This is a genomic window from Verticiella sediminum (assembly GCF_007558815.1).
Classification (GTDB): Bacteria; Pseudomonadota; Gammaproteobacteria; order Burkholderiales; family Burkholderiaceae_B; genus Verticiella; species Verticiella sediminum.
Genome location: NZ_VLTJ01000028.1, coordinates 97,745 through 124,502, shown reverse-complemented (window position 1 = coordinate 124,502; position 26,758 = coordinate 97,745). Strand labels below are relative to the sequence as shown.

15 protein-coding genes, 1 other RNA gene and 1 pseudogene are annotated in these 26,758 nt (G+C 68.9%); 9 read left to right on the top strand and 8 right to left on the bottom strand.

The window, feature by feature from the left end; all coding sequences use genetic code 11:
- Nucleotides 1-68: 68 nt before the first annotated feature.
- From FOZ76_RS14235 to FOZ76_RS14225, 3 genes are all read left to right on the top strand, one after another.
- Nucleotides 69-1,805 (top strand): AMP-binding protein, encoded by a 1,737-nt coding sequence (locus FOZ76_RS14235; RefSeq protein ID WP_143948930.1) that lies wholly within the window; start codon nt 69-71, stop codon nt 1,803-1,805.
- A gap of 528 nt (nt 1,806-2,333) precedes the next feature.
- Complete coding sequence (gene gltS, locus FOZ76_RS14230) at nt 2,334-3,554, top strand: sodium/glutamate symporter (protein ID WP_143948929.1); 1,221 nt, start codon at nt 2,334-2,336, stop codon at nt 3,552-3,554.
- A gap of 3 nt (nt 3,555-3,557) precedes the next feature.
- A complete protein-coding gene (locus tag FOZ76_RS14225) occupies nt 3,558-5,090 on the top strand; it encodes a TAXI family TRAP transporter solute-binding subunit (RefSeq protein WP_143948928.1) in 1,533 nt (510 codons plus the stop codon).
- An 83-nt stretch (nt 5,091-5,173) separates the two neighbouring features.
- On the opposite strand, the pseudogene FOZ76_RS27970 reads toward FOZ76_RS14225, so the two are convergent.
- The 5 genes and pseudogenes from FOZ76_RS27970 to ompA all read right to left on the bottom strand — a co-directional run.
- A pseudogene (locus tag FOZ76_RS27970) lies at nt 5,174-5,349 on the bottom strand (DUF4172 domain-containing protein); the annotation flags it as partial.
- Between the two features lie 269 nt (nt 5,350-5,618).
- Nucleotides 5,619-5,986, bottom strand: a transfer-messenger RNA (tmRNA) gene (gene ssrA / locus FOZ76_RS14215).
- A gap of 185 nt (nt 5,987-6,171) precedes the next feature.
- Nucleotides 6,172-6,843 carry an HAD-IA family hydrolase gene (locus FOZ76_RS14210; RefSeq protein ID WP_425473284.1) on the bottom strand — a complete coding sequence of 224 codons (672 nt, stop codon included), beginning with the start codon at nt 6,841-6,843 and terminating at the stop codon, nt 6,172-6,174.
- Nucleotides 6,840-7,652, bottom strand: a complete 813-nt coding sequence (ubiG, locus tag FOZ76_RS14205) for a bifunctional 2-polyprenyl-6-hydroxyphenol methylase/3-demethylubiquinol 3-O-methyltransferase UbiG (protein WP_143948927.1) — start codon at nt 7,650-7,652, stop codon at nt 6,840-6,842. The genes FOZ76_RS14210 and ubiG overlap by 4 nt, the downstream gene beginning before the upstream one ends.
- A 219-nt stretch (nt 7,653-7,871) precedes the next feature.
- Complete coding sequence (ompA, locus tag FOZ76_RS14200) at nt 7,872-8,522, bottom strand: outer membrane protein OmpA (RefSeq protein ID WP_143948926.1); 651 nt, start codon at nt 8,520-8,522, stop codon at nt 7,872-7,874.
- 499 nt (nt 8,523-9,021) lie between these two features.
- On the opposite strand from ompA, the gene gyrA reads away from it, so the two are divergent.
- The 5 genes from gyrA to FOZ76_RS14175 are packed head-to-tail and all read left to right on the top strand — an operon-like array spanning nt 9,022 to nt 15,961.
- Nucleotides 9,022-11,697 (top strand): DNA gyrase subunit A, encoded by a 2,676-nt coding sequence (gyrA, locus tag FOZ76_RS14195; RefSeq protein ID WP_143948925.1) that lies wholly within the window; start codon nt 9,022-9,024, stop codon nt 11,695-11,697.
- Nucleotides 11,690-12,823 carry a 3-phosphoserine/phosphohydroxythreonine transaminase gene (gene serC, locus FOZ76_RS14190; protein WP_143948924.1) on the top strand — a complete coding sequence of 378 codons (1,134 nt, stop codon included), beginning with the start codon at nt 11,690-11,692 and terminating at the stop codon, nt 12,821-12,823. The genes gyrA and serC overlap by 8 nt, the downstream gene beginning before the upstream one ends.
- Nucleotides 12,816-13,901, top strand: a complete 1,086-nt coding sequence (pheA, locus tag FOZ76_RS14185; RefSeq protein WP_143948923.1) for a prephenate dehydratase — start codon at nt 12,816-12,818, stop codon at nt 13,899-13,901. The genes serC and pheA overlap by 8 nt, the downstream gene beginning before the upstream one ends.
- A 30-nt stretch (nt 13,902-13,931) precedes the next feature.
- Nucleotides 13,932-15,044 (top strand): histidinol-phosphate transaminase, encoded by a 1,113-nt coding sequence (gene hisC / locus FOZ76_RS14180; RefSeq protein WP_143948922.1) that lies wholly within the window; start codon nt 13,932-13,934, stop codon nt 15,042-15,044.
- Nucleotides 15,045-15,073: 29 nt separating this feature from the next.
- Nucleotides 15,074-15,961: a prephenate dehydrogenase gene (locus FOZ76_RS14175; protein ID WP_143948984.1), complete on the top strand. Its 888-nt coding sequence runs from the start codon at nt 15,074-15,076 to the stop codon at nt 15,959-15,961.
- Between the two features lie 69 nt (nt 15,962-16,030).
- Here the strand turns inward: FOZ76_RS14175 and FOZ76_RS14170 are convergent, their stop codons facing one another.
- The 3 genes from FOZ76_RS14170 to FOZ76_RS14160 all read right to left on the bottom strand — a co-directional run bounded on the left by FOZ76_RS14170 (nt 16,031) and on the right by FOZ76_RS14160 (nt 19,519).
- Complete coding sequence (locus FOZ76_RS14170; protein WP_143948921.1) at nt 16,031-16,741, bottom strand: GntR family transcriptional regulator; 711 nt, start codon at nt 16,739-16,741, stop codon at nt 16,031-16,033.
- 220 nt (nt 16,742-16,961) lie between these two features.
- The gene (locus FOZ76_RS14165; RefSeq protein WP_143948920.1) at nt 16,962-18,842 is read right to left on the bottom strand and encodes a sensor histidine kinase; all 1,881 of its coding nucleotides are present in this window, start codon (nt 18,840-18,842) and stop codon (nt 16,962-16,964) included.
- A gap of 20 nt (nt 18,843-18,862) precedes the next feature.
- Nucleotides 18,863-19,519 carry a response regulator gene (locus FOZ76_RS14160; protein WP_143948919.1) on the bottom strand — a complete coding sequence of 219 codons (657 nt, stop codon included), beginning with the start codon at nt 19,517-19,519 and terminating at the stop codon, nt 18,863-18,865.
- A gap of 324 nt (nt 19,520-19,843) precedes the next feature.
- Here FOZ76_RS14160 and FOZ76_RS14155 point away from each other — a divergent pair, with 324 nt between their 5' ends.
- The gene (locus FOZ76_RS14155; RefSeq protein WP_170235448.1) at nt 19,844-26,416 is read left to right on the top strand and encodes an Ig-like domain-containing protein; all 6,573 of its coding nucleotides are present in this window, start codon (nt 19,844-19,846) and stop codon (nt 26,414-26,416) included.
- Nucleotides 26,417-26,758 lie beyond the last annotated feature (342 nt).

Below are 26,758 nucleotides of genomic sequence, written 5' to 3'. Positions count from 1 at the left end.
GTCGGCGCGGCCTGCGGCATGTCCCCAACGAATCCGACAAGAACACCCGAGGAGGCATCGACCCCACCATGAGCGACAAGACCCACGACGAAACCGCGTTCCTGGCCGACATCGCCCGGCGCCAGCAGCGCAACTGGCCGGCGCAGGTGCCCCGCGACGTGGCGTTTCCTTACGGCGAGGCGCCGGTCAGCGAGTACCTGCGCGCGCGGGCGCGCGAGCAGCGCGACGCGACCGCCATCGTCTTCTACGGGCGTCGCGTCACCTACGGCGAACTGGACGACTGGAGCGATCGCTGCGCCGCGCTGCTGCACGCGCGCGGGGTGCGGGCCGGCGATCGGGTCGGGATGATGCTCGGCAACTGCCCGCAGGTGCACATCGTCTTCTACGGCATCCTCAAGCTGGGTGCCGTGTACGTGCCGGTCAATCCGCTCTTCAAGGAGGCCGAGCTGCTGCACGAGCTGAACGATGCCGGCGTGCAGACCCTGATCGTGCAGGACAGTCTGGTACCGCTGGTGCGTTCGGTCGAGCCCGTGCAGCCGGTGCGCGCGCTGTTCTCCACGCATCTGGGCGCCTGGCTGCCGGCGCGGCCCGAGATCGCCCTGCCGGCGGGCCTGGATGCGCCCTACCAGCCGGCCGAGGGCGTGGAGAACCTGCTGGATCTGCTGGCCGCGCAGGCCAGTCCGGCGCCGCGCATCGACCCCGACCCCGACGCCCCGGCAGCGCTCAACTACACCGGCGGCACTACCGGCCTGCCCAAGGGCTGCATCCACACTCAGCGCGACATGGTCTACACCCTGGCCGCCGCTGCCACCATGAACGGCGTGCTCGGCGCCGACGGCAGGCCGGTCGATCCGAACGACGTGTCGCTCAACTTTCTGCCCATGTTCTGGATCGCCGGCGAGAACGCCGGGCTGCTCATGCCCATCGTGTCCGGCACGCCGCTGGTGCTGCTCGCGCGCTGGGACCCGCTCGCCTTCCTGCAGGCGGTCGAACGCTACCGGGTGGCGCATGTCTTTCTGGTCGTGGACAACGCTCTGGAACTCATGGCACGCCCGGATTTCGGCAGTTTCGATCTGCGTTCGCTCAAGAGCGCCCGGGTGGCCTCGTTCGTGCGCAAGCTCACGCCGGAGATCCGCGCGCAGTGGCTGGAGCGCACGGGCACCGTGATGGCCGAGGGCGCCTGGGGCATGACCGAAACCCATACCAGCGACACCTTCACCAACGGCATGCAGGAGGGCGACCGCGACCTGCTCGGCCGCCCCGGTTTCGTCGGCCTGCCCATGCCCGGCACGCACTTCAAGATCTGCGACTTCGACACCGGCGAACTGCTGCCGCTGGGCGCCGAGGGCGAGATCGTGGTCCGTACGCCCTCGCTGTTCAAGGGCTACTGGAACCGGCCCGACGCCACCGCCGAGGCCGTCCGCGACGGCTGGTTCCATACCGGGGACATTGGCGCCTACGACGAAGAGGGCTGCCTGCATTACCTGGGCCGGCGCAAGGAGATGCTCAAGGTTAAGGGCATGAGCGTGTTCCCCTCTGAGATCGAGGCGCTGCTGGGCTTTCATCCCGAGGTGCTGGGTTCGGCCGTGGTCGGCCGTGCCGACGCCGACAAGGGCCAGGTGCCGGTGGCCTTCGTGCGCCTGCAGCCCGGCGCGCAGGTCGATGCCGAGGCACTGCGCGCCTGGTGCAAGGCGCAGATGGCGACCTACAAGGTGCCCGAGATCCGCATCGTCGACGCCTGGCCCATGACCGCCACGGGCAAGGTGCAGAAGCACAAGCTGCAGGAGGAGGTGGCCCAAGGGTAGCCGCCCCGGGAGGCGGCGTCAGTCCCGCGTCGCTGTCTCTGCCCGCGGCCCCCAGTACGGCTGCCCGCGCCTGACTTCCGGCACCCGCAACGGCGAGCTGTCGACGCACTCGACGAATCGCCACCGGCTGGGTCGATCACTTCGACGCCTTCCGGATCCTGCAGCCACTGCGCGATCGAGGTGTCCATCGGGCCGAGTTCCCCTGCGCGCAGCGCGGTGGACAGGGTCACGTAGCGCGCTCGTTCCTGTGCGGACGCGGCCGGCCGGCCCGGGCCCGGGATCGCCGCTACATTGCCCAGAGGACCAGGCCACCGGCGAGCACGGCGGCCAGGACCATCATCAGCACGGCGGCTGCGGCCGCGCCGTTGGCACCGACTATCATGATGCCTTCGACCGGGAGGCGGGCCGCTTCGGTGCCGCCGGACGCAGGCGGCGGTGAGGGCATTGGCACGGCTCGTGCATGACCCGCGGGGTGCCGGCCTTGCGCGGCGTGACGATAGCAACGATCAAGATAGGATCCGTTCATCCATGCAGTTCGATCTCGACGTGATGACGACACTCGTGGCAGCCATCGTGGTGCTGCTGGTCGGCCGGGCGTTGATCGCCCGGGTCGGCTTCCTGCAGCGCTACAGCATCCCGGAGCCCGTGGTGGGCGGCCTGGTAGCGGCGGGCCTGGTGACCGCCTTGCGCTTCGGTGCCGACGTGCAGGTTTCGTTCGACCTGGCCCTGCAGGCGCCGCTGATGCTCGCCTTCTTCGCCACCGTCGGGCTCGGTGCCGATGTGCGCACGCTGCTCAAGGGAGGGCGCAAGCTGCTGCTGTTCTGGGCTCTGCTCGCCGGCATGCTGGTGCTGCAGAACGCCGCGGGCCTGGCCGCGGCCTGGGCCATGGACCTGCATCCGCTGGTGGGCCTGCTGACCGGCTCGATCACCCTGATGGGCGGGCACGGCACCGGCGCGGCGTATGCCGGCACCTTCGTCGACGTGGACAACCTGCAGGGCGCAATGGAGCTGGCCATGGCCTGCGCCACCTTCGGCCTGGTCCTGGGCGGGCTGCTGGGCGGCCCCGTCACGCAGCGCCTGATCCGCCGCCACGGGCTGACCGGGTCCGCAGGCGCCGGGGCGACCGGCCAGGCGCATGCCGGCCCCGGGCCGGCGCCGGCGTCCGAGGTGTCCCGCCTGTCGCCGCAGGCCTTCATCGAAGCGCTGCTGCTCGTCGCCTTCTGCGTGGTCGTGGGCAGTTGGTTGAGCGTCGCCATGCAGAACGATGTCATCACGCTGCCCGCCTTCGTCTGGACGCTGTTCACGGGCGTGCTGGTGCGCAACGGCCTCACGCTGAGCGGGCTGCGCCAGGTCGACGACGACACGGTGTCCCTGATCGGCGGCGTGTCGCTGTCGCTGTTCCTGTCGATGGCGCTGATCTCGCTGCGCCTGTGGGAGCTGGTCTCGCTGGCCCTGCCGATCCTTTCGATCCTGGCGATCCAGACCGTGATCGCCGCGTTCTACATCACCTTCCTGACCTACCGCGTGATGGGCGCCGACTACGATGCCGCGGTGATCTCGGCCGGGCATTGCGGCCTCGCGCTGGGGGCAACGCCCACCGCCATCGCCAACATGCAGGCCATCACCAACCGCTACGGCCCGTCACCCACGGCATTCCTCATCATTCCCATCGTGGGCGCTTTCCTGATCGACATCACGAACGCCTTGTTCCTCCAGGGCTTTCTGACACTGCCCATGTTCGGATTCTGAGCCATGGCCACGACTGCATTCTCTCGCGTCCATCCCCCGGTCCTCGCGCCTGCCTGGCTGTCCGCGCTGCGGCTGCTGTTCATGCTCCTGTGCCTGTGTCTGTTGGCCGCATGTTCGCGTGCGCCCGACGAAACCGCCGTGCGCGAGGCGGTGCAGGACCGCCTGCAGGCCACCTTTGCCGATCCGCTGCTCGAGATCGCCAGCCTGCGCCGGCTGGGCAGCGCGCCGCTGGGCACTGCCAGCGACGGCGCGCCGCGCCACATCGTCTACTACAACGCCACACTGGCGTTGCAGCGCGATTACCAGTTCTCGGATTGGGAGTCGCTCACACCGGCCGCCCTGGCCTCGCTGCTGGGCGCCACCGAGCCGGGTATCGGCGGCATCGACAGCGACGGCAACGCCGCGGGCGACGAGTTGCGCGTGCGCGGCTCGGTGACCTTTCGCCAGGGCGCCGATGGCTGGGAGCCGACCCTGTACGTTCCGCCGGCGGGAGAGGCCAGCGGGCCCGAGGATACGGCCGGATCATTGGCACGCGGCCTCGTCGAGCAGATCCGCGCCATCGTCGACCGCACCCCGGCGCGCCAGGGCGCCGAAGCACGCGCGATCGTCGCCGAGGAGCTTCAGGCCGCCATCCAGCAGATCAATCTGCGCCTGGAGCAGTTGCATCGTGCATTCGTCATCGCCGGCGGACCCACCGCGGGCGAATACGACCTGATCGCACGCACCGTCGCCGCCTTCGGCAGGACGCATGGCGTACAGGCGGCTTCCGTGACCACCGATGGCAGCGCACAGAACGTCGAGATGCTGCGGCGTGGGCTGGCGAGCGCGGCGCTGGTGCAGAGCGACATCGCCGCCATGGCCTACCGGGGCACGGGCACCTTCGCCGCGCGTCCGCAAGACACCGCGCTGCGCGCGCTGGGTACGCTGTTCCCCGAGCCCGTGCAGGTGATCGTGCGTGCCGACGGAGCGGAGTCGCTGGACGAGTTGCGCGGCCGGCGTGTCGATCTCGGCCTGCCCGCGTCGGGCTCGCGCGCCACCGCGCTCGCCGTGCTGCGGGCGCACGGGATCGAGGAGGCCGATCTTGCCGGGATCACCGCCCTTGGCCCCGAGGCTGCCGCGCAAGCCCTGGCACGCGGCGAGATCGACGCATTCTTCGCCGTCATCCATGCCCCTGCCCGCCAACTGCAGCGGCTGTGGGCCGACGGCGCCATCCGCATGCTGCCGCTGGCGGCCGACGCCGTGGACGCCATGGCGCGGACCGATCCCGAGCTGGTGCCCGTCACGCTCGCGCCGGGCACCTATCCGGGCCAGGCGCTGCCCCTGCGCACCGTCGCCGTCACCGCCTTGCTGGTCGGCCGCGAGGACCTGACCGATGCCGAGGTGCACGGCCTGCTGGAGACCTTCTTCGGCGGCGCCGATTTCCTGGCCGCCGGCAGCAGCGCGGGCGCGATGATCTCGCCGCGCCGGGCGCGTGTCGGGCTGACGATTCCGATGCATCCGGCGGCCGAGGCGTACTTCGCGCAGCGGACGCCGTGATTGCTCTGCACTTGGCGGGGCGCGCCCGGCGGTGACTTGGGCGGCCGGCCAACGGCGTTTGCGCTCAATCTGCCATTCGTAGTTGCTCATACCGGAGTCGCCGGTCGGAAACAGGGCTGCGTGCCAGCCAAGCAGGCGCTCGGGTGGTCAGCGCGGCATGCGCATGGAAAGCCGCGTCGAGCACCATCTCCGCGACGCCTTCGTACCGGTCTATCGGGGCCACCCCGCCGATGTCCACGCCCAAGCGCCGGGCGATGGTCAAGGCGAGGGCCAGCCGCTTGCCGGCTGGCAGACGCGCATCGACGTCGCGCTGCGAGAATGGCTGCAATCGCACCCCAACCTGTAGGGCAACACTATGCCCGAAGCCGCCAGGCGCGCTGATCCCGGCGCACCAAAAGAAAGGCCGCCTCGAGGGCGGCCCAACCGACTGGTGTGAATCTCGTGTGAAACGGGAGACGGTTCTAGACGGTCCGGGACGACTTTGCGGGTGTCGCCCCTCTGGCTGGACCTGTCTAGCGCTGTCTAAAGTGGTGGAGCCGGGGGGAATTGAACCCCCGTCCGCAAGCCCTCCGCAGGCAGTTCTACATGTTTAGTCTGCTGGTTCTGTTTTAACCATGGGGTTTGGTCAGCCGACGCACCGGCCCATGGCGATTCACGTGATTTAAGACCAGGACGTGTGACCCCATCCTGACCCGATCCTTTGTGAATGACGCTGCTGTGGGTTGCCCCACCCGGCCCAAAGGCAAACCGGTGCAGCGCGCATTACCGGTTTTTAAGCGGCGATAGCGAAACGCTCATCGTTGGCGTTTATTGGTGTTCCAGTGGATTTACGAGCTTACTGGTGCTCGACATGCCCTGCACTGTTTCGCGACCCACGTCGAATCCGGATCGGCCCCAGGTACTGCCATTGTAGTCCATATATGGGGCGAAGGCGGGTGGCTTCAAGGGGCGTGCCGGGAAGCGTGCCGCCTGTTGCCGCAACGCGACGCCGTGCCCGCCCAACTGGCGGGCGCGGCGCCCGTCGGCCCGCTCGAGCGTAACGTCCTGGCGGTGGCCGGGGCCTGTTGTGCCCGGGGGCTGTTCAGCGCTCGGCGACGAGCGACTGGATGGCGGCCCAGACGCCTTGCGGATCGTCGGCGATGCGGTCGGCGGCCCACTCGGTGACGGGCTGGTCCTCGCCGCAATAGCCCCAGGCGGCGGCCACCGTCGGCATGCCTGCCGCCTTGCCGGCCAGCACGTCGCGCAGGTCGTCGCCGACGTAGATGCAGGCGTCGGGCGCCTTGTCCAGCATGCGCGCTGCGTGCAGCAACGGCTCGGGGTGTGGCTTGGCGTGGGGCGTCGTATCGCCGCACACGACCACGCCCGCGTTCAGCTCGAGGCTGGCGATCAGGGGCTCGGCGAGCCAGGCTACCTTGTTGGTGACGATGCCCCATTGCATGCCCGCGGATTCGATCTGCGCCAGCAGCTCGAGCACGCCCGGGAAAAGCCGTGACTGCTGATCCTTGGTGGCGGCGTAGTCCTGCAGGAAGGCGTCGCGCGCCTCGGGGTAGGCCGGGTCGTCGGTGGCCAGGCCCAGGGCCACGCGCAGCAGGCCGCGCGCGCCCTGCGAGGCGACCGGACGCAGTTGCTCGTAGGCCAGCGCAGGCAGGTTGCGCTTGGTGCGCTGCAGGTTGGCTGCGCCGGCGAGATCCGGCGCGGTGTCGGCAAGCGTGCCGTCGAAGTCGAACAGGATGGCGGTGATGGACATGCTCATGCAGTGGCGGCGACAGGCAGCGGGCGGCGGGTCGCCATCAGATAGTTGACGCCGGTATCGGCGGTGAGGCTGTACACGTCGGTCAGCGGGTTGTAGGTGAAGCCCTGCAGACGGGTGATCTCCAGGCCCGCGCCACGGCATGCCATGGCGAGTTCGCTGGGCTTGAGGAAGTTGGCGTAGTCGTGGGTGCCGCGCGGCAGCATGCGCAGGACGAACTCCGCCGCGACGATGGCCTGCAGGAACGACTTGAGATTGCGGTTGATCGTGGACAGAAAGACGTGGCCGCCGGGCTTGACCAGGGTCGCGCACGCGCGCACCACGGAGGCCGGGTCGGGGACGTGCTCCAGCATTTCCATGCACGTGACGATGTCGTAGGTACCGGGGTGGTCCCGCGCCAGGTCCTCGACGGCGATGCAGCGATAGTCGACCTTCACGCCGGACTCCAGGCTGTGCAGGCGAGCCACCGTCAGAGGCTTCTCGGCGAGGTCGATCCCGGTGACAGTGGCGCCGCGCTTGGCCATGCTCTCGGCCAGGATGCCGCCGCCGCAGCCCACGTCGACGATGCGCTTGCCCTGCAAGGCGCTGGGCGCCGTCGGCGCCGGCGCGGCCGTGGCGCTGACGGGCACGAGGGCGCGCCCGGACGAGCTGTCCGCCTGTGCGACGATGTCCTCGATCCAGCCCAGGCGCAGCGGATTGATGGCGTGCAGGGGCTTGAACTCGCTGGTCGGGTCCCACCAGCGCGACGCGAGCGCACTGAACTTGGCGAGTTCGGCTGCGCTGGCGTTGGTGGTCGATGGCGTGGCGGTCATGGGGTCGTCCGGAAAAAGAGGATGGCGCGTGCGCGCCGCCGCGGCGGCAAAAAAAGCCCCCACGCTGCGCCTTCGGCTTGCTGCCCCCCAGGGGGCGCTTTTGCCTTGGGAGCGGCCCGGCGGCAAAAAAAAACCTGGCAGATGTCTCTGCCAGGTTTCATTCTACCCACTCGGATCGTACTGCAACCGGGCGGCCGGGCCGCCCGGTACACCGCGGGATTACTTGCGGCGGGTGCCGACGACTTCCAGTTCCACGCGACGGTTCTGAGCGCGGCCCTCGCGGGTGGCGTTGCTGGCGACCGGCTGGCTTTCGCCCTTGCCTTCCGTGTAGATACGGTTCGGGTCGATGCCACGGCCGACCAGGTATTGCTTGACGGCGTTGGCGCGACGCTCGGACAGGCCTTGGTTGTAGGCGTCCGTACCGATCGAGTCGGTGTGGCCGACAGCGATGATGACTTCAAGCTCGAGGTTGTTGACCTGGCGGACCAGTTCGTCGAGCATCTGACGGCCGTCCGGCTTGATGTCGGTCTTGTCGAAGTCGAAGAACGTGTCGGCGTCGTAGACGACCTTTTCAGCCACGGGAGCAACAGCCGGGGGCGGCGCGGGCGGCGCGGCCTGGGCGATGATCGTGCCGTCGCAGCCCATCAGGCCGGTGGCCGGCGTCCAGAACGCATTGCGCCAGCAATGTTCGTTCGTGCCGTTCATCCAGGGCAGACCGCTGACGTTCACCCAGTTGTTCTCGCCGGTGCCAATGTTCTGGGCGATGACAGCGGGATCAGCAACCGCACGCACTTGCTGGGCCATGGCAACGCCGCTGACTGTGGTGGCGGCGAACGCAAGCGCCAGTGCGATTTTTGAGGGCTTGTTCATGTTTCTCCTCGTGAGCTTGAAGCAGAAATTGTGAGTTTCGCAGCGAACCCCCGCCGCAGAAGGTAAGTACTGGCGTCCCGAAAAATGAGGGGGACATACGCTGGCCAGTATATCAATCAGGGTATGTGTTTCAAAGGATTTTCAGGACCTCCCGGCCAGTGCGGCAGGCGTGTCATGCATTGTTCAGACCACGAAGACGGCGGGCTAAACCCGTGACTTCATTGTGGAATGTTCGTATTTGACGGCGCAAGCAAAGCACGGGCCTGGCGCAGGTTGGTGTTGGTTTTTGCCCACATGTCATCGGGGTTAGCCCGCAGTTTATTGGCCAGGCCCGGCGCCTCGCCGCCGCATCCGAGTCAACGCTCGTGTCTGGCGCGAAACGCAATCTGTCTAAATATTTCCGCGGCCGGCGAGTCACTATCGCCACGGGGCGCGGCCCGGGGCGGCAGGATGATAAACTCGTCCGCTTGGCCTGAACGCCCAATTTGGTACCGCTCCTATGGATTCCTTTGCCAAGGAAACACTTCCGGTTTCGCTGGAAGAAGAAATGCGTCGCAGTTATCTCGATTACGCGATGAGCGTGATCGTGGGGCGCGCACTGCCGGACGTCCGCGATGGCTTGAAACCGGTGCACCGCCGGGTTCTGTATGCCATGCACGAACTCAACAACGACTGGAATCGCGCCTACAAGAAATCGGCGCGTATCGTCGGCGACGTCATCGGTAAATACCATCCCCACGGCGACCAGGCGGTATACGACACCATTGTGCGCATGGCGCAGGATTTTTCGTTGCGCTATACGCTGGTCGACGGCCAGGGCAACTTCGGTTCGGTCGACGGTGACAGCCCGGCGGCCATGCGCTATACCGAAATCCGCCTGGCCAAGATCGCGCATGAAATGCTCGCCGACATCGACCAGGAGACGGTGGATTTCGGCCCCAACTACGACGGCAGCGAAAAAGAGCCTTTGCTGCTGCCGACCCGCCTGCCCAACCTGTTGGTGAACGGTAGCTCCGGCATCGCCGTGGGCATGGCCACCAACATTCCGCCGCACAACCTCGCCGAGGTGATCGACGGCTGCCTTTACGTATTGCGGCAGCCGGATTGCACTGTCGATGACGTCATCGAGCGTATCCCGGCGCCGGATTTCCCCACCGGCGGCATCATCTACGGCATGTCGGGCGTGCGCGAGGGCTATCGCACGGGCCGCGGCCGCGTAGTGATGCGCGCGGTGACGCACTTCGAGGACATGGACAAGGGCGGACGGCAGTCGATCGTCGTCGACGAGATCCCCTACCAGGTCAACAAGAAGACGCTCCAGGAGCGCATGGCCGAGCTGGTCAACGACAAGAAGCTCGAAGGCATATCCGACATCCGCGACGAGTCCGACAAGGACGGCATGCGCCTGGTGATCGAGCTCAAGCGCGGCGAAGTGCCCGAGGTAGTGCTGAACAATCTGTACAAGCACACCCAGCTACAGGACACCTTCGGGATGAACTTCGTGGCGCTGGTCGACGGCCAGCCCCGCCTGCTCAACCTGAAGCAGCTCGTCGAGTATTTCCTCAGCCATCGCCGCGAAGTGGTCACGCGCCGCACGGTGTACCAGTTGCGGCGGGCGCGCGAGCGCGGCCACGTGCTCGAAGGCCTGGCCGTGGCGCTGGCCAACATCGACGACTTCATCGCGATCATCAAGGCCGCGCCGTCCCCCCCCGTGGCTCGCCAGGCGCTGATGGACCGCACCTGGGATTCCTCGCTGGTTCGCGAGATGCTGGCCCGGGCGCAGGACGATACGCCGGGCGGCAGCGCCGCCTATCGGCCCGACGGCCTGCCCGAGATCTACGGCCTGCAGGGCGACGGCCTGTACCGGCTGAGCGAGACGCAGGCCCAGGAAATCCTGAACATGCGCCTGCAGCGCCTGACCGGGCTCGAGCAGGACAAGATCGTCGGCGAATACCGTGAGGTGATGTCCAACATCGCCGATCTGCTGGACATCCTGGCGCGTCCGGAGCGCATCACCACCATCATCAGCGACGAGCTGACCGCGCTCAAGACCGAGTTCGCCACCAACGCCAAGGATGTGCGCCGTTCGCGCATCGAGCACAACGCGACCGAACTGGATACCGAGGATCTCATCACCCCGACCGACATGGTGGTGACGCTCTCGCATTCCGGTTACATCAAGAGCCAGCCGCTCTCGGAGTATCGCGCGCAGCGGCGCGGCGGACGCGGCAAGCAGGCCACGGCGACCAAGGAAGACGACTGGGTCGACTACCTCTTCATCGCCAACACGCACGACTACATCCTGTGCTTCTCCAACCGCGGCCGGGTGTACTGGCTCAAGGTGTGGGAAGTGCCCCAGGGCTCGCGCAACTCGCGCGGGCGGCCGATGGTCAACATGTGCCCGCTGAGCGACGGCGAGAAGATCACCGCGGTGCTGGCGGTCAAGGAGTTCGCCGAAGATCGCTACGTGTTCATGGCGACTTCGCGCGGCACCGTCAAGAAGACCCCGCTGTCGGACTTCTCCAATCCGCGCAAGGCCGGCATCATCGCGGTCGACCTGGACGAGGGCGACTACCTCATCGGCGTGGCGCAGACCCAGGGTTCGCACGACGTCATGCTGTTCTCGGATGCCGGCAAGGCCGTGCGCTTCGACGAGAACGACGTGCGCCCGATGGGCCGCAATGCGCGCGGCGTGCGCGGCATGACGCTGGAAGAGGGCCAGACCGTGATCGCCCTCCTGGTGGCCGAGGATGAATCGCACAGCGTGCTCACCGCCACCGAGAACGGCTACGGCAAGCGCACCCCCATCGCCGAATACACCCGCCACGGCCGCGGCACCAAGGGCATGATCGCGATCCAGACCACCGAGCGCAACGGCAAGGTCGTCGGCGCCGTGCTGGTCATGCCGTCCGACCAGATCATGCTGATCACCGACGCCGGCGTGCTGGTGCGCACCCGCGTGGCCGAGATCCGCGAGATGGGCCGCGCCACCCAGGGCGTGACCTTGATCAGCGTGGACGACGGCAGCCACCTGTCCGGCGTGCAGCGCATCGCCGAGAGCGACGTGCTCGACGGCGAGGAAGAAGGCGAAGACACGACGACCGATGGCGCCGGCGGCGCGGAGGGTTCCGCGAGCGAGGGCGCGAACAACAACGACGAGAACGGCAATGAGTAACCGTCCCTACAACTTCTCGGCGGGCCCGGCGGCCATGCCGGAGAGCGTCCTGCGCCAGGCCGCCGAGGAAATGCTCGATTGGCGCGGCAGCGGCATGTCCGTGATGGAGATGAGCCATCGCGGCAAGGAATTCGTGCAGATCTGCGACGAGGCCGAGGCCGACCTGCGCAGCCTGCTCGGCGTCGGGGACGACTACGCCGTGCTCTTCATGCAGGGCGGCGCGACGGCCGAGAACGCGATCATTCCGCTCAACCTGATCGGCCGTCGGCCCGAGCACAAGGCCGACTACGTGCTGTCGGGCTCGTGGTCCAAGAAGTCGCACAAGGAAGCGCAGCGCTACGGCGACATCGCCATCGCCGCCGCGGCCGACCAGGAGAAGACGCTGGAGGGCAAGGCCCAGGCGCCCTACACCTGGATGCCCGTGCCCGCCGACTGGAAGGTGCGTCCGGACGCGAGCTACGTGCACTTCTGCAGCAACGAGACGATCGACGGCATCGAGTTCATCGACTGGCCCACGGGCGACGCCTACGGCGCGGCCGACGTGCCGCTGGTGATCGACGCGTCCTCGCACTTCCTGTCGCGGCCGATGCAGATCGCGCGTGCGGGCGTGCTGTACGCCGGCGCGCAGAAGAATGCCGGCCCGGCCGGCGTGACCGTCGTCGTGGTGCGCCGCGATCTCATCGGCCATGCGCTGCCGGTCTGTCCGAGCGCGTTCGACTACGTCAACGTGGCCAAGGAGCATTCGCGCTTCAACACGCCGCCCACCTACGGCATCTATCTGGCGGGGCTGGTCTTCAAGTGGGTGCTGGCCAACGGCGGGCTGGCCGGCATGGAGGCCGCGAACAAGGCCAAGGCCGACCTGCTCTACAGCTACATCGACGGCAGCGGCTTCTACCGCAACCGCATTCACGCGCCGGTGCGCTCGCGCATGAACGTGCCCTTCGTCCTCGCCGACGAATCGCACAACGACGCCTTCCTGAAGGGCTCGGCCGAGGCCGGCCTGCTCTCCCTGAAGGGGCACAAGAGCGTGGGCGGCATGCGCGCCTCCATCTACAACGCCATGCCGATCGCCGGCGTGCAGGCCCTGGTCGACTACATGCGGGAGTTCGCGCAGCGCCATGGATGATCTCGCCCGCCAACTCGCGCCGCTGCGCGAGGGTATCGATGCGCTGGACGCGCAGATTCTCGAACTGCTCAGCGAGCGCGCCCGGCTTGCGCTGCGCGTGGGCGAAGTCAAGCACGCCTTGGGCGGCCAGGACGTGGCCGTGCTGCGCCCCGAGCGCGAAGCGCAGGTCATCCGGGGCCTGCAGGCGCGCAACCCCGGGCCATTGCCGACCGACGCCGTGCACGCCGTCTGGACCGAGATCATCTCGGCCTGTCGCGGCCTGGAGCGCGGCCTGACCGTGGCCTACCTGGGCCCGGCCGGCACGTATTCGGAGCAGATCGCACTGTCGCACTTCGGACATGCGATCACCACGCTGCCCTGCGTGACCATCGACGAGGTGTTCCGCGCCGTCGAGGCCAACCGGGCCGATGTCGGCATGGTGCCGGTCGAGAACTCCACCGAGGGCGCGGTCAACCGCACCCTCGATCTGCTGCTCACTTCGCCGGTACGCATCCTGGGCGAGAACTCCCTGGTGGTGCGGCACTGCCTGATGACCCAGTCCGGGTCGCTCGAAGGCGTGACCCGCGTCATGGCCCACCCGCAGGCACTGGCGCAGTGCCAGGGCTGGCTTACCCAGCACTGCAACGAACTCGCGCGCGAGGCCGTCAGCAGCAATGCCGAGGCGGCCCGGCTGGCCGCAGGCGATCCCACGATCGCCGCCATTGCGAGCGAATCCACCGCGGGCACCTGGAGCCTGCAGATCGTCGCATCCAGCATCCAGGACGACCCGCACAACCGCACCCGCTTTCTCGCCATCGGGCATCAGGACACCCGGCCTTCGGGCAAGGACAAGACCAGCCTGATCCTGGCCGTCGCCAACCGCGCCGGCGCGGTGTACGAGATGCTGACCCCGCTGGCGCAGAACGGCGTATCGATGACGCGCTTCGAATCGCGTCCGGCGCGTACCGGGCAGTGGGAGTATTACTTCTATGTGGACATCGAAGGCCACGCCAGCGACCCCGGTGTCGCGCGGGCCATCGAGACGCTGCGCGAGCAGGCCGCCTTCGTCAAGGTGCTGGGCTCTTACCCCGCGCAGTGATTCCGTCCGCGATGCTTTTCGGAGCCATCCATGCAAGCCAAGACCCTGCCCGCCCCTGAGTACGTTCAGGCGATCGCGCCGTACCAGGCGGGCAAACCCATCGAAGAGCTGGCGCGCGAGTTCGGCCTGGACCCGGCCAGCATCGTCAAGCTCGCCTCGAACGAGAACCCGCTGGGCATGTCGCCCAAGGCCCGCGACGCCGCGGTGGCTGCGCTGGCCGATGCCGCGCGCTACCCCGATTCCAACGGCTACTACCTGAAGCAGGCCCTGGCGCAGAAGTACGGCGTGCCCGTGGAGTGGCTGATCCTCGGCAACGGCTCCAACGACGTGCTCGAGATCGCCGCCGACGCGTTCCTCGCGCCCGGTGTGTCCGCGGTCTATTCGCAGTATGCCTTCACGGTCTATCGCCTGGCCACGCAGGCGTCCGGCGCCCGCCACATCGTGGTGCCGGCCAGGGAGTACGGGCACGACCTGGACGCCATGGCCGCGGCCATCGCCGACGATACGCGGCTGGTGTTCATCGCCAACCCCAACAACCCGACCGGCACGTTTGCGCCGGGCGAGGCGGTAGAGCGGGCGTTGCAGGCCATCCACGATGCGCACGGCACGCGCGTCGTGGTCGTCCTGGACGAAGCCTACAACGAGTACCTGCCGCCCGAATTGCGCTTCGACAGCGTCGCCCTGGTGCGCCGCTTCCCGAACCTGCTGGTCTCGCGCACGCTGTCCAAGGCCTACGGCCTGGCCGGCTTGCGGGTGGGCTTCGGCATCGCCCAGCCGGCCATCATCGACATGCTCAACCGTGTGCGCCAGCCCTTCAACGTCGGCGTGCCGGCGCAGGCGGCGGCCATCGCCGCGCTGGCGGACCACGAGTTCCTGGCGCGCAGCTACGAACTCAACCGCCGGGGCCTGCAGCAACTGTCCGAAGGCGTCGCCGCGCTCGGCCTGACGTACGTGCCGAGCTACGGCAACTTCGTGCTGGTGCACGTGGGCGATGCGCCGCGCGTCAACCTCGAGCTGCTCAAGCGGGGCGTGATCGTGCGTCCGGTGGCCGGCGACGGCCTGCCGGAATGGCTGCGCGTTTCGGTCGGGCTGCCCGAGGAGAATGCGCGCTTTCTGGCCGCCCTGCGCGAGGTGCTGGGGTGAGCCAGCCCGGCGTCGGGCTCGACGCCGCGATGCCCGAAGCGATGGACGTGCGCATTCCGGTGCTGGCGGTGGTCGGCGTCGGGCTCATCGGCGGCTCCTTCGCGGCAGCGTTGCGGCGTACGGGCGCGGTCGGCGAAGTCATCGGCGTGGGGCGCAATGCCGCCTCGCTGGCGGAGGCCGAGGCCCTCGGGCTGATCGACCGGGCCGCCACGGCCGAGCAGGCCGCCGCCGAAGCGGACCTCGTCTTTCTCTCCACGCCCGTCGGCGCCATGCCGGCCGTGTTGCGTGCCATGGCGCCGCATCTGCGCGCGCACGCCGTGGTCACGGACGGCGGCAGCACCAAGCAGGACGTCGTGGCCGCGGCCCGGCAGGGGCTGGGCGAGTGCGTGGGCCAGTTCGTGCCGGGGCACCCGATCGCCGGCAGCGAACGCAGCGGGCCCAGCGCCGCCGATCCCAACCTGTATCGCGGCCGCCAGGTGATCCTCACGCCGTTGCCCGAGAACACGCCGGCCAGCATCGCGCGCGTGGAGAGTGCATGGCGAGCCTGCGGCGCGGAGCTTTTCCGCATGGACCCGGCAAGGCACGACGATATCCTGGCGTCCGTGAGCCACGTGCCGCATCTGGTGGCATTCGCCTTCCTCACGCATCTGCTGCGCCGGGGCGACGCCGTCGAGCGCCTGGGGCATGCCGGCAGCGGTTTTCGCGATTTCTCGCGCATCGCCGGCAGTTCGGCGGAAATGTGGCGCGACATCCTGTTCGCCAACCGTGACGCGGTATTGGCCGAGGTCGGGCAGATCCAGCAGGTGCTGGAGCACTACGCAGCGCTGCTGCGCGGCGGCGACGCCGAGGGCCTGGAAGCTCTCCTGGCCGAGGCAGCCGCGCTGCGGCGCGACTGGCTCAGCGGCATCGCACATTGAATAGCGGCGCCGGCCGCCGCATCCGCTCCCCGTCCGTCTGCGCCGGGCCGCCGGAGCGGCCCGCGTTGCTCACGCCATGTCGCGCACGCTGATCGAGCGCGCAGCCATCGCCTCCGTATGCCGCAGGTGTTCCACCGTCAGCCGGCGCGCGGCATCCACATCCTGATCGCGGATGGCCTTGTACAGCGCTTCGTGTTGTCGCATGGATTCCTTGCGTTCTTCCCAGCTCGCCACGAAGAAGTAGCGGCACAGCCGCAGTTCGAGATCCTGGATCACCGCATAGGCGAGGGTGTTGTCGGCCGCCTGCGCGATCACGGAATGGAATTCCGAGTTCACCCGTGAACTCGTCACGAAATCGTCAGCCGCGATGGCGGCCTCGCCTTCCTCGATCAATGCCGCCAACTGCTGCAGATGTTGCGTGCGCCGCCGGTGCGCGGCCAGCGCCGTGATGGACGGTTCGAGGATCTGGCGCAACTCGAACAATTCGTGCAGCTCCTCCATGGAGAGCTTGCGCACATAGGTGCCGCGACGGGGCGCGGACTCCACCCAGCCCCTGCCTTCGAGCGCTTTCATGGCCTCGCGCACGGGGATCTTGCTTACGCCGAAGCGTTCGGCGATCTCGTCGATGAACAGGCGTTCTCCCGCGCGCAGCCTGCCGGTCACGATGTCCTGGAAGAGGGCGTCGTACACGGTCTGCGGACGGTTCGTGCGTTCTTGGTCTTCGCTGGCTGGCGTCTGGGGAACGGACGCTGATGCCAGCCCGCCCTCGTACGTGGTCATGGATTTGTTCCTCTCCGGGGCATGGCATGGATGGCCGCCCCGATGTGCTGCGTTTTTCCTGACATGCTAGCACGACCAGATATCATCCAATCCCTATAGGTATGCGTAAACAACGCTTCGTATCCTTATTGGTTGGGGCGACGCCCGGCCTTCGTGCCGTGTTCCGCGCGCGGTTCCTGGCGCTTTCGCGGCTCCGGACCGGCGTTCCCGGCGCTGCGGTTCAGGCGCCGCCTGCCGGCAGCCATAGTTCGACGGCAGTGCCGCCCGTGCCGCTGTCCACCTTCAGCGTCGCGCCCAGCCGGGCGGCGCGTTGGCGCATGCCGGCCAGGCCGCGCGAACCCTGCGCGTCGCGCTGCTCGGCCCGGCCGGGCACGATGCCGTGGCCGTCGTCGGCCACGCGGATCGCCACGCCGCCGTCCTGCGGCTTGATCGAGATGCGGATGCGTGTCGCGTGAGCGTGCTGCAGGGCGTTGTTGATGGCCTCCTGCACGATGCGCAGCACCGCCAGCGCGGATTCGGGGTTCAGTCCCTGCAACTGAGGCAGCGGCGGTTCGACCTCCCATTCCAGGCGTATGCCCAGCAGGGCCAGCCGCGGCTCCAGCCGAAAGCGCAGGTTGCCCAGCAGCGGCAGCAGGTCGTTCTCGGTCAGGTCCAGCGAATCGATGATCAGGCGCAGATCCTGCAAGGCCTCTTCGATGGCGCGCGCCAGATCGGTGGGGTCCGTGCCGGGCCGCTGGACCAGCCGCAGCGCGGTGATGAGCTGCGCGCCCATGCCGTCGTGCATGTCCTGCAGGATGCGCTCGCGTTCAGCGGCGACCGCGGCGCGCTGCGCGCGCACCGCGTCCTCGTGGTCCTGGACGAAGCGCTCGGCGAAGACGAACAGCAGCACCAGGGCGAACGGCAGCGCGCCGGTGACGCTCCAGCGGAAGCTGTCCCAGTGCGTCCACTCCATCAGGATCAGGTAGGACTGCATGATGGTGACGTTCCACAGGCCGGCGCTCAGCCCCAGCAGCAGAAACTTGACCGACCGATCCCTCCAGGCCCGCGCGCACAGCAACCCTATCGGTATCCAGCGCAGCAGCACGTGCGGCCAGGTGAGCAGCCAGACCTGGTCGGTGACACCGCCCAGGATCAGCCAGCCGGCGGCCGCGGCCAGAGTGAGCAGCGTCGTGGTGTGCCAGGCCGTCAGGAAGCCGCGCAGCCGGATGCCGGCCAGGTGGTAGCCGGCCACGCCCAGCGCCCAATACATCGGAATGCTGATCAGGATGCGCACGGCTTGCTGGCTGCCGCGCGACATCGGCAGTTCGGCCATCAGATAGGACGCCAGCGTGACGATGCCGGCCAGCAGCGCGAACTGCATCGGCAGCAACTGGCGCCGCCTGCGCAGGGCATACCCCAGCACGAAGCACAGCGCGCCCACCACGAGCACCATCAGCACGTAGGGCGCGACCACCTGCAGCAGGTAGCGTGGCAGCCAGATCCGGTGAATCTCCTGCGCCGCTCCCAGGCGCACGGCGGACAGCCCGCTGCGGATAGCGCTCTCGCCCTGCAGCCGTACCTCCAGCACGTTCTCGCCAGGGCGGAACAGGCCCGACGGCGCCACCACGTGCAAGGGCTCGTCGGCCATCTGCACGCCCCTGCCGGCCGGTCCGTCGAAGCGCACACCGGGGTTGAGCAGGGAACCGTTCAGCCAGAGTTCGCCGACCAAGGCCAGGCGGGGAATGTAGATCGCCATCGGCTGGCGCGGCACTTCCGGCAGAGTGAAGGGCAGCCGGTACCAGCCGTAGCCGCCGTAGTGCGGCCGGCTTAGCCGCCAGTTGTCCGGCAGCGCCACCGGCATCCAACCGTCGGCGGGCGGCGCGTCCGTGCCGCCCTCGGCGAACCAGCCGGCATCCAGCAGCCGAACGGTGGGCGCGTCGAGCGCCGCCGGGGACGGCGCGGCGGCGAGGGCGGCCTGCCAGGCCAGCAGGAGCAGGAGCGCGGACCAGAGCGCAAGCCTCGCCCTTGACGCCGCGCTGCGCCGCGCAGGTATCGTCCCGGCGCCGCAGGCGCTTGCGCCTAGCGGCACGGGAACCGCAGCCTTCAGGCGGGCGCGAGCCATGCGCAGCCAGCCTCCCGGCGTCACAGGATGAGGCCCCGGCGCCGCGCCTGGTTGACCGCCTCCACCCGGTTGTGCACCGCCAGCTTGCCGTAGATGTTCTTGATGTGGGTGGCGACGGTGTGCGCCGAAATGTGCATCTGCTGGGCGGTCTCGGCCACGGTGAAGCCGTAGGAGATCCGGGTGAGGATGTCGATCTCGCGGCCGGTCAGGGCTTGTTCGCCGGCCGGCACGGGTTTGCGCTCGGCCGGCAGGAAGCGCTTGAGCAGGTGCCGCGCGATCTGGGGCGACAGCGGCGAGCCGCCCTCGAACACCAGGCCCAGCGCGCGCGAGAACTCCTCGATCGAGGTGTCCTTGAGCAGGTAGCCGTGCGCGCCGGCCTCGATCGCGCGGATGACGTGGGCCTCGTCGCCGAAGATGGTGGCCACCAGCACCGCCAGGCGCGGCATGTCGCGCACCGCCTGCGCGATCAGCGCGACGCCGTCGCCGTCGGGCAGGCCGAGATCGATCAGGGCCACGTCCGGTGGCGGTGCGGTGGCGGCCAGCAGCGCGCAGGCCTGGGCGATGCTCTGCGCGCTGCCGACCAGTTCCAGGCCCGGCTGGGCTAGCACCATGCGCTCGAATTCCTCGCGCATGGCGGTGTCGTCTTCGACGATGATGACGCGGATCGGAGCGGGCATGGACGGCGGGGGCAGGGGGGCGCACCCGGCGGCAGACCGCGGGCGCGACGATACCGCACTCTAGCGCAAGCAGGCGCGGCGCGGCTCCCTCGTTCAGGGTAGGCCGGGATGCCGGCAATTGGGCGCCAGCGTTGCGAATACCGCAAACGCGGGATGTGCGGGTCCGTAGCTGCCTGTCTAAACTGCGTCGCACCCCCGGGCCGCTGCTGTTGGCCCGACTGCCGAGGCCGCGCGTCTCGGCGTTTCACGTCCGGACCCTGTCCGGGGCCTGCCGGCGCCGCCGTTCGCATCGTCCCCGAGGTGCCCGGACGTTCGGAGCCAAGCATGACCGCCTCGCAGACCACCGTTGCCGCCTTGTACGCCCTGATCCTGGACCGCGCCCCCGACGCGGCCGGGCTCGCCTATTGGACTTCCCGCCTCGACCAGGGCGCCTTGCCGCAGGAGGTCGCGCAGTCGCTGCTGGCCAGCGGCGAGGCGGCCGGGCATGCCTCGCTGCCGGACGCGGATTTCGTGCGGTGGCTGTACCAACATGGCCTGCATCGTGACGCGGACGCCGACGGACTGGCCTGGTGGATCGACGTCCTGCAGGAGACAACGCGCGGCGAACTGCTGGCGCAGTGGCTGCAGGCGCTGTTGGAGCCCTGGGACGGCGGCGTGTCGCAGGGCGACGGCGCACTGCTGGCGAACAAGGCCGCGGCGGGCATCGAATTCGCCGCCACCCGGGGCGACGCGACGCAGGATTCCGGACCACTGTCGCAATGGGTGCTGCGCGTGCTCACGGACGATCCCGCCACGCTGGATCTGGCCCGGGGGCTGACCCAGGCGGGTCCGGCCTTGCTGGTGTCTTCGGCCTATGGCCTGCTGGGCCGCGTACCGGACCCGGAAGGGCTGGCGTTCTGGACCGGGCAGTGGCAGGCGGGCCTGAGTTTCGATGACATGCTGGCCCAGGTGGCGGCCAGCGACGAGGCGCGGGCGCTGTACCCTGAAGGCCTCGACGATACCGACTTCGTGCGGCATCTCTACGCTGCGGCTGTGGGCCGCGAGGCCGACGAGGATGGCCTTGCCTACTGGACGCAGCGGCTGGCCGACGGCCCCGGCGGGCGTGAGCAGGTCATGGCCGAATTCTTCGGCATCCTGGCGCAGGGCGCGGACGCCGACGGTATGCTGTACCTGAACCGCAGCGTGCTCGCCAGCTACTTCACGCAATCGCCGTATGCCGACGATGCGCAATTCGCCCGCGCCGTCCTGGCGCTGGTGACGGCCGACCGGGCGTCGCTGGTCGAGGCCATGGCATGGATAGACAACGGTCCTGGCCAGGAGCCGCCGCCGCAGGAGCCGCCACCGTCCGTGCCCGTGGCGCCGGCGCTGTCGCTCGTGGCGGACACGGGTACGGCCGCCGATGACGGGCTGACCCGGGACGGCACGGTCGCGTTGACGTTTCCGGCCGGCGTTCGCGCCTGGTCCTACAGCGTGGACGGCGGCGCGACCTGGCAGGCCGGCGAGGTCGCGAGCTTCGTGTTGCCGGAAGGCGAATACGAGGCGGGCGCCATCCGCGCCCGCTATGTGAGCAGCGACGGTCTGGCCAGCGGCGTCGGCCGGCTGCTGTCGGCCGTCACGGTGGATACGACGCCGCCCGGCGAGCCGTCCTTCGGGCTCGCCGAGGACACGGGCGCGAGCGACAGCGACGGCATCAGCGGCGATGGCACGGTCGAGGTCACCGGGATCGAGGACGGCGCCGCCTGGGAATACAGCACCGACGGCGGCATCACCTGGACCGCCGGCAGCGGCAGCGGCTTCACGCTGCCCGAAGGTGCCCATGCTGGCGGCGACGTCCAGGTGCGTCAGACGGATGCGGCCGGCAACGTCAGCGCCGTGGGCAGCAACGCCGGGGCCTTCGTCATCGATGCGACCGCGCCGGGCGTGCCTCCCGCTCCGATCCTGGACCCCGCCAGCGATAGCGGTGCCGCGGGCGACGATCTGACCAACGTCGCCGCGCCGGTGATCACGGGCACGGCCGAAGCGGGCAGCACGGTGCGGCTGTACGACGGTGATACGGAGATCGGCGTTGCCGTCGCCGACGCGCTGACCGGCGCGTGGAGCCTCGCGGTGAGCGATGCCTTGGCAGACGGCGCGCACACGCTCACCGTCCGGGCCGTCGATGCGGCGGGCAACGTCTCCGAGCCGTCCGCTGCCTTGGTCCTGTCCATCGACACGGCCGTGCCGGCCGCGCCCGTTTTGGCGCTGGCCGAGGACACGGGCGCCGATGACGGCGACGGCATCACCAATGTCGGCATCATCACCGTGTCGGGCGTGGAGGCGGGTGCGACCTGGGACTACAGCCTGGACGGCGGAAATACCTGGATTGCGGGCAGCGGCGCCAGCTTCACATTGCCCGAGGGTGTGCATGCCGGCGGCGATGTCCAGGTCCGCCAAGTCGATGCAGCCGGCAACACGAGTGCCGCGGGCAGCAATGCCGGAGCCTTCATCATCGACACGGCCGCGCCGGCTGCACCCGCCGTCGCTATGCTGGACCCCGCCAGCGACAGTGGCGTCGCGGGCGACAATCTGACCAACGTTGCGACGCCGGTGATCACCGGCACGGCCGAGGCCGGCAGCACGGTACGGCTGTACGACGGTGAGACGGAAATCGGCGTCGCCGTTGCCGACGCGTTGACCGGCGCGTGGAGCCTCGCGGTGAGCGATGCGCTGGCGGACGGCGAGCACACGCTCATCGTCCGGGCGGTCGACACGGCGGGCAACGTCTCCGAGCCGTCCGCTGCCCTGGTCCTGACCATCGATACGGACATCCCCGCCGCGCCCGTTCTGGCGTTGGCCGAGGATACCGGGGCCGATGACGGCGACGGTATTACCAACGTCGGCACGGTCGTGGTGTCCGGCGTGGAGGCCGGCGCGACCTGGGAATATAGCGCGGACGGCGGCGCTGCCTGGGCTGTCGGCAGCGACGGCGGTTTCTCGCTGCCCGAGGGTGTCTACGCAATCGGCGGCATCCAGGTGCGCCAGACCGACATCGCCGGCAACGTCAGCGCCGTGGGCAGCAACGCCGGGGCCTACGTGATCGATATGACCGCGCCGACGGTGCCCGCAGCTCCGATCCTGGACCCTGCCAGCGACAGCGGCGCCGCGGGCGACGGCCTGACCAACGCCGCTGCGCCGGTGATCACGGGCACGGCCGAGGCGGGCAGCACGGTACGGCTGTACGACAGCGATACGGCGATCGGCGCCACCGTCGCCGACGCGTCGACCGGCGCATGGAGCATCGCGGTGGGCGATGTGCTGGTTGACGGCTCGCACACACTCACTGTTCGAGCGGTTGATGCGGCCGGCAACGTCTCCGAGGTGTCCACTGCCCTGATCCTGACCATCGATACGGAGATCCCCGACGCACCCGTTCTGGCATTGGCCGAGGATACCGGCGGCGATGATGGCGACGGCATCACCAATAAGGGCGAGATCAGTGTGTCCGGCTTGGAGCCCGGCGCGGCCTGGGAATACAGTATCGACAGCGGCACCACCTGGATCGTGGGTAGCGGCAGCGGCTTCACGCTGCCCGAAGGCGCCTATGCCAGCGGCGGCATCCAGGTGCGCCAGATCGACGCGGCCGGCAACGTCGGCACCGTAGGTAGCAGCGCCGGAGCCTTGGTGATCGACGCGACCGCGCCGGCCGTGCCCGCAGCCCCGATCCTGGACCCCGCCGGCGACAGTGGCGCCGCAGGCGACAATCTGACCAACGTTGCGACGCCGGTGATCACGGGCCTGGCCGAAGCGGGCAGCACGGTGCGGCTGTACGACAGCGATACGGAGATCGGCGCCACCGTTGCCGACGCGTTGACCGGCGCATGGAGCATCACGGTGGGCGATGCGCTGGCCGATGGCTCGCACACGCTCACCGTCCGGGCTGTCGACACGGCCGGCAACGTCTCCGACCCGTCCGCTGCCCTCGTCCTGACCGTCGATACGGACGTCCCCGCCGCGCCCGTCTTCGCGCTGAACAGCGACACCGGCGCCGATGCCGGCGACGGCATCACCAGCGACGGCGCGCTCAGCGTGTCCGGTCTGGAGCCTGGCGCGACCTGGGAATACAGCCTGGACGGTGGTGCGACCTGGAGCATGGGCAGTAGCGGCAGCTTTACGCTGCCCGAAGGCGTCTATGCCAGCGGCGACGTCCAGGTGCGCCAGATCGATGCTGCCGGCAACACGAGTGCCGTAGGCGGCAACGCCGGGGTCTTCGTGATCGACGCGACTGCCCCTGCCGCACCCCTCCTGACGTTGGCCGAGGACACGGGCGCCGACGGCAGCGACGGCATCACCAACGACGGCGCGGTCATCGTGTCCGGCCTGGAGCCCGGCGCCACTTGGGAATACAGCCTGGACGGCGGCGCCACCTGGGCCGCCGGCAGCGATGGTGGTTTCGCCCTGCCCGAGGGTATTCATGCCAGCGGCAGCATCCGGGTGCGCCAGACCGACGCCGCTGGCAACACCAGTTCCGACTTCGCCCATGCCGCAGCCATCATCGTGGACGCGACCGCGCCCGGCATGCCTTCGATCATCAGCGCCAACCTCACCCACGAAGAAGCGCCGGTGATCGAAGGAACCGCGGAGGCCGGTGCCATCGTCACCCTGACGGTGCCGGGCGCCACGTACGTCGCCGCCGTGGACACGGACGGCCACTGGCGCGTCGACCTGTCCACGGCCACGCCGGTGTCGGGAACGCTGGCGCTGGACCTGAACAGCCCCAACACCGTGCAGGCGGTCGCTACCGACGCCGCGGGCAACGGTTCCGTGTTCGCCCTGCAGACATTGGTGATCGACACGACCCCGCCTGGCCCGCCGGCCTTCGCGCTGGCCGAAGACACGGGCGCCGATGACGGTGACGGCATCACCAATGTCGGCATCGTCACCGTGTCGGGCGTGGAGGCGGGTGCGACCTGGGAATACAGTCTGGACAGTGGCGCGACCTGGAGCCTGGGCGGCGGCGGCGACTTCACGCTGCCCGAAGGCACCTACGCGAGCGGCAGCGTCCAGGTCCGCCAGACGGATGCGGCCGGCAACGTCAGCCCCGCAGCGCTCAGCGAGGCGGCCATCGTGGTCGATACCACCGCGCCGGCGGCGCCGCCGTTGCTCATGCTGTACGACAGCGACCCACCCGCGTACATCGACGGTGACGGCAACACCCGCATACACACGGTGCTGGTGGCCGACCTGGAGGACGGCGCCACCTGGCAGTACAGCGTGGATGGCGGCGACACGTGGGCCTCGGGCAGCGGCCAGCGTTTCGAACTGGCCGACGGCGCCTATGCCGCTTCCACTATTCAGGCCCGGCAGACCGATCTCGCGGGCAACCTGGGCGCCGTGTCGGCCATCGGAAGGTCCCTGGTCGTGGACACCGTCGCGCCCGCTGCGGCTGCCTTCGCACTGGCGCAGGATACGGGTGTGAGCGGCAGCGACGGCCGCACTCTCGACGGAACGATCGCAGTGACAGGCCTGGAGCCTGGCGCCGCGTGGGAATACAGCCTGAACGGCGGCGACACCTGGCACGCGGGCAGCGGCGAGAGCTTCCTGCTGGCTGAAGGCAGCTATGCCGTTGGCAGCATCTCGGTGCGACAGACCGACCTCGCCGGCAACCAAAGCCCGGTCGTTCACAACGACCTTGCAATCGTGGTCGACACCACGGCGCCCGTGGCCCCGGCGGTCACCCTGGTCGAGGACACGGGCATCAGCTCCTCCGACGGCATCACGCGGGACGGCCGCATGGCGGTCGGCTTGCTGGAGAGCGACGCGGCCTGGCGGTTCTCGATCGACGGCGGAACGTCATGGTCCGAGGGCGTGGGGGCTGGGTTCGAACTGGCCGAAGGCACCTATTCGGCCGGCAGCGTGCAGGTGCGGCAGATCGATGCGGCGGGCAACGTCGGCAGCCTCTGGAGCAATGCCGCCACCATCGTCGTGGACACCGCCGCCGCGGCCTTGACGTTGTCGGTGTCCGACACGGGTGTCCCCGGGGATGGCGTTACCGTCGACGGCACGTTCCGGATCGGCCTGCTGGAGGAGGGCGCCTCGTGGGAGTACACCACCGACGCCGGGAACACCTGGACCGCGGGTACGGGCGATGCCTTCATCCTGGAGTACGGGGGCGTCTGGGACCTGGCCGACATCCAGGTCCGGCAGACGGACGCGGCGGGCAACGTGGGCGCCGCTGCGTCCGCCGGCACCGGCACGCTGACGATCCTGGATGCCGTCACCGGCCTGTGGCAGGACACCGGCCGCAGCGCCACGGACGGCATCACCGCCAACGGCGTGTTGTCGTTGCCGGAAGAGGTGCTGGCTGCGGATTCCTGGCGGATTTCTACCCAGGGTTGGGATGAATCCTACTGGGGCCCGGTGCAGACGGGAGACGTCGGCGTTGCTCTCGTCGAAGGCCGCTATGACCCGGGACAGATCCTGATCCAGTACTGGGCCGGCGGCCAGGAGTTCCTGGCGGGCAACGACATGGCCTACGTCGTTGACCTGACGGGGCCGCGGGTACAGTCCGTCGATGCCGACTTCTCGTCCTTGACGTTCGTGGTTCACTTCGACGAGCAGGTGGCGTTGGTTCCCGGGTCCGGCATCGCGGCTTCCTCATGGGGTCTGAAGCTGTACAACGAAGCAGGGGTGGACCTCGGCACGGGCTTCACCTACAGCAGTACGATCGATGCGGACGGCGCATCGCTCGGCTTCCCGGGTTACCTGGTCCAAACCCCTCAGGCGGGCTACACGGTCGATCTGGTCATCAATCGCCACACGGTTCTGGGCCAGATCGTGGACCTGGCGGGCAACGATCTGCAGCATCACGAGCCGTTCGCCACCTGGGAATACACCGGCACGGATTTCGTGCTGATCTGACGGCGGGCCGGGGCGGGCGTGCGTCACTCCGGCTGCAGGTGTTTTGGCGGGTGATCGCGCCGTTCGAGGCGCCGGCCGTGGCATAGACAAGCCCCCGGGGTCCGGCTGCCGCCCCCGCGGGCGGGCCGCCCGGCCGGCATGCCCGGAACGCTCGCGCCCCGGCGGTGCTGGGGTGCGCGGCGGCCATCGCGGCCGCCTGAGCGCTCCACCTTCGACAATAGCGTGGCATGCCACGGCCGAAATATGTGGCATGCCACCATTATGTGCATGGAACCGGCTCATTGCCCCATGGAAAGGCATCCGGCTCTATGGACGTGCGCATGGCCTGCCCTGCGGCAGGCA

Bases quoted from the DNA above. Each gene is read 5' to 3' on its own strand.
- FOZ76_RS14210 (WP_425473284.1), bottom strand. From the start codon at position 6,843: ATGAGCATGTCCATCACCGCCATCCTGTTCGACTTCGACGGCACGCTT.
- hisC (WP_143948922.1), top strand. From the start codon at position 13,932: ATGCAAGCCAAGACCCTGCCCGCCCCTGAGTACGTTCAGGCGATCGCG.
- FOZ76_RS14235 (WP_143948930.1), top strand. From the start codon at position 69: ATGAGCGACAAGACCCACGACGAAACCGCGTTCCTGGCCGACATCGCC.
- ompA (WP_143948926.1), bottom strand. From the start codon at position 8,522: ATGAACAAGCCCTCAAAAATCGCACTGGCGCTTGCGTTCGCCGCCACC.
- gltS (WP_143948929.1), top strand. From the start codon at position 2,334: ATGCAGTTCGATCTCGACGTGATGACGACACTCGTGGCAGCCATCGTG.
- gyrA (WP_143948925.1), top strand. From the start codon at position 9,022: ATGGATTCCTTTGCCAAGGAAACACTTCCGGTTTCGCTGGAAGAAGAA.
- FOZ76_RS14155 (WP_170235448.1), top strand. From the start codon at position 19,844: ATGACCGCCTCGCAGACCACCGTTGCCGCCTTGTACGCCCTGATCCTG.
- ubiG (WP_143948927.1), bottom strand. From the start codon at position 7,652: ATGACCGCCACGCCATCGACCACCAACGCCAGCGCAGCCGAACTCGCC.
- FOZ76_RS14165 (WP_143948920.1), bottom strand. From the start codon at position 18,842: ATGGCTCGCGCCCGCCTGAAGGCTGCGGTTCCCGTGCCGCTAGGCGCA.
- FOZ76_RS14170 (WP_143948921.1), bottom strand. From the start codon at position 16,741: ATGACCACGTACGAGGGCGGGCTGGCATCAGCGTCCGTTCCCCAGACG.
- FOZ76_RS14160 (WP_143948919.1), bottom strand. From the start codon at position 19,519: ATGCCCGCTCCGATCCGCGTCATCATCGTCGAAGACGACACCGCCATG.
- serC (WP_143948924.1), top strand. From the start codon at position 11,690: ATGAGTAACCGTCCCTACAACTTCTCGGCGGGCCCGGCGGCCATGCCG.
- FOZ76_RS14175 (WP_143948984.1), top strand. From the start codon at position 15,074: ATGCCCGAAGCGATGGACGTGCGCATTCCGGTGCTGGCGGTGGTCGGC.
- pheA (WP_143948923.1), top strand. From the start codon at position 12,816: ATGGATGATCTCGCCCGCCAACTCGCGCCGCTGCGCGAGGGTATCGAT.
- FOZ76_RS14225 (WP_143948928.1), top strand. From the start codon at position 3,558: ATGGCCACGACTGCATTCTCTCGCGTCCATCCCCCGGTCCTCGCGCCT.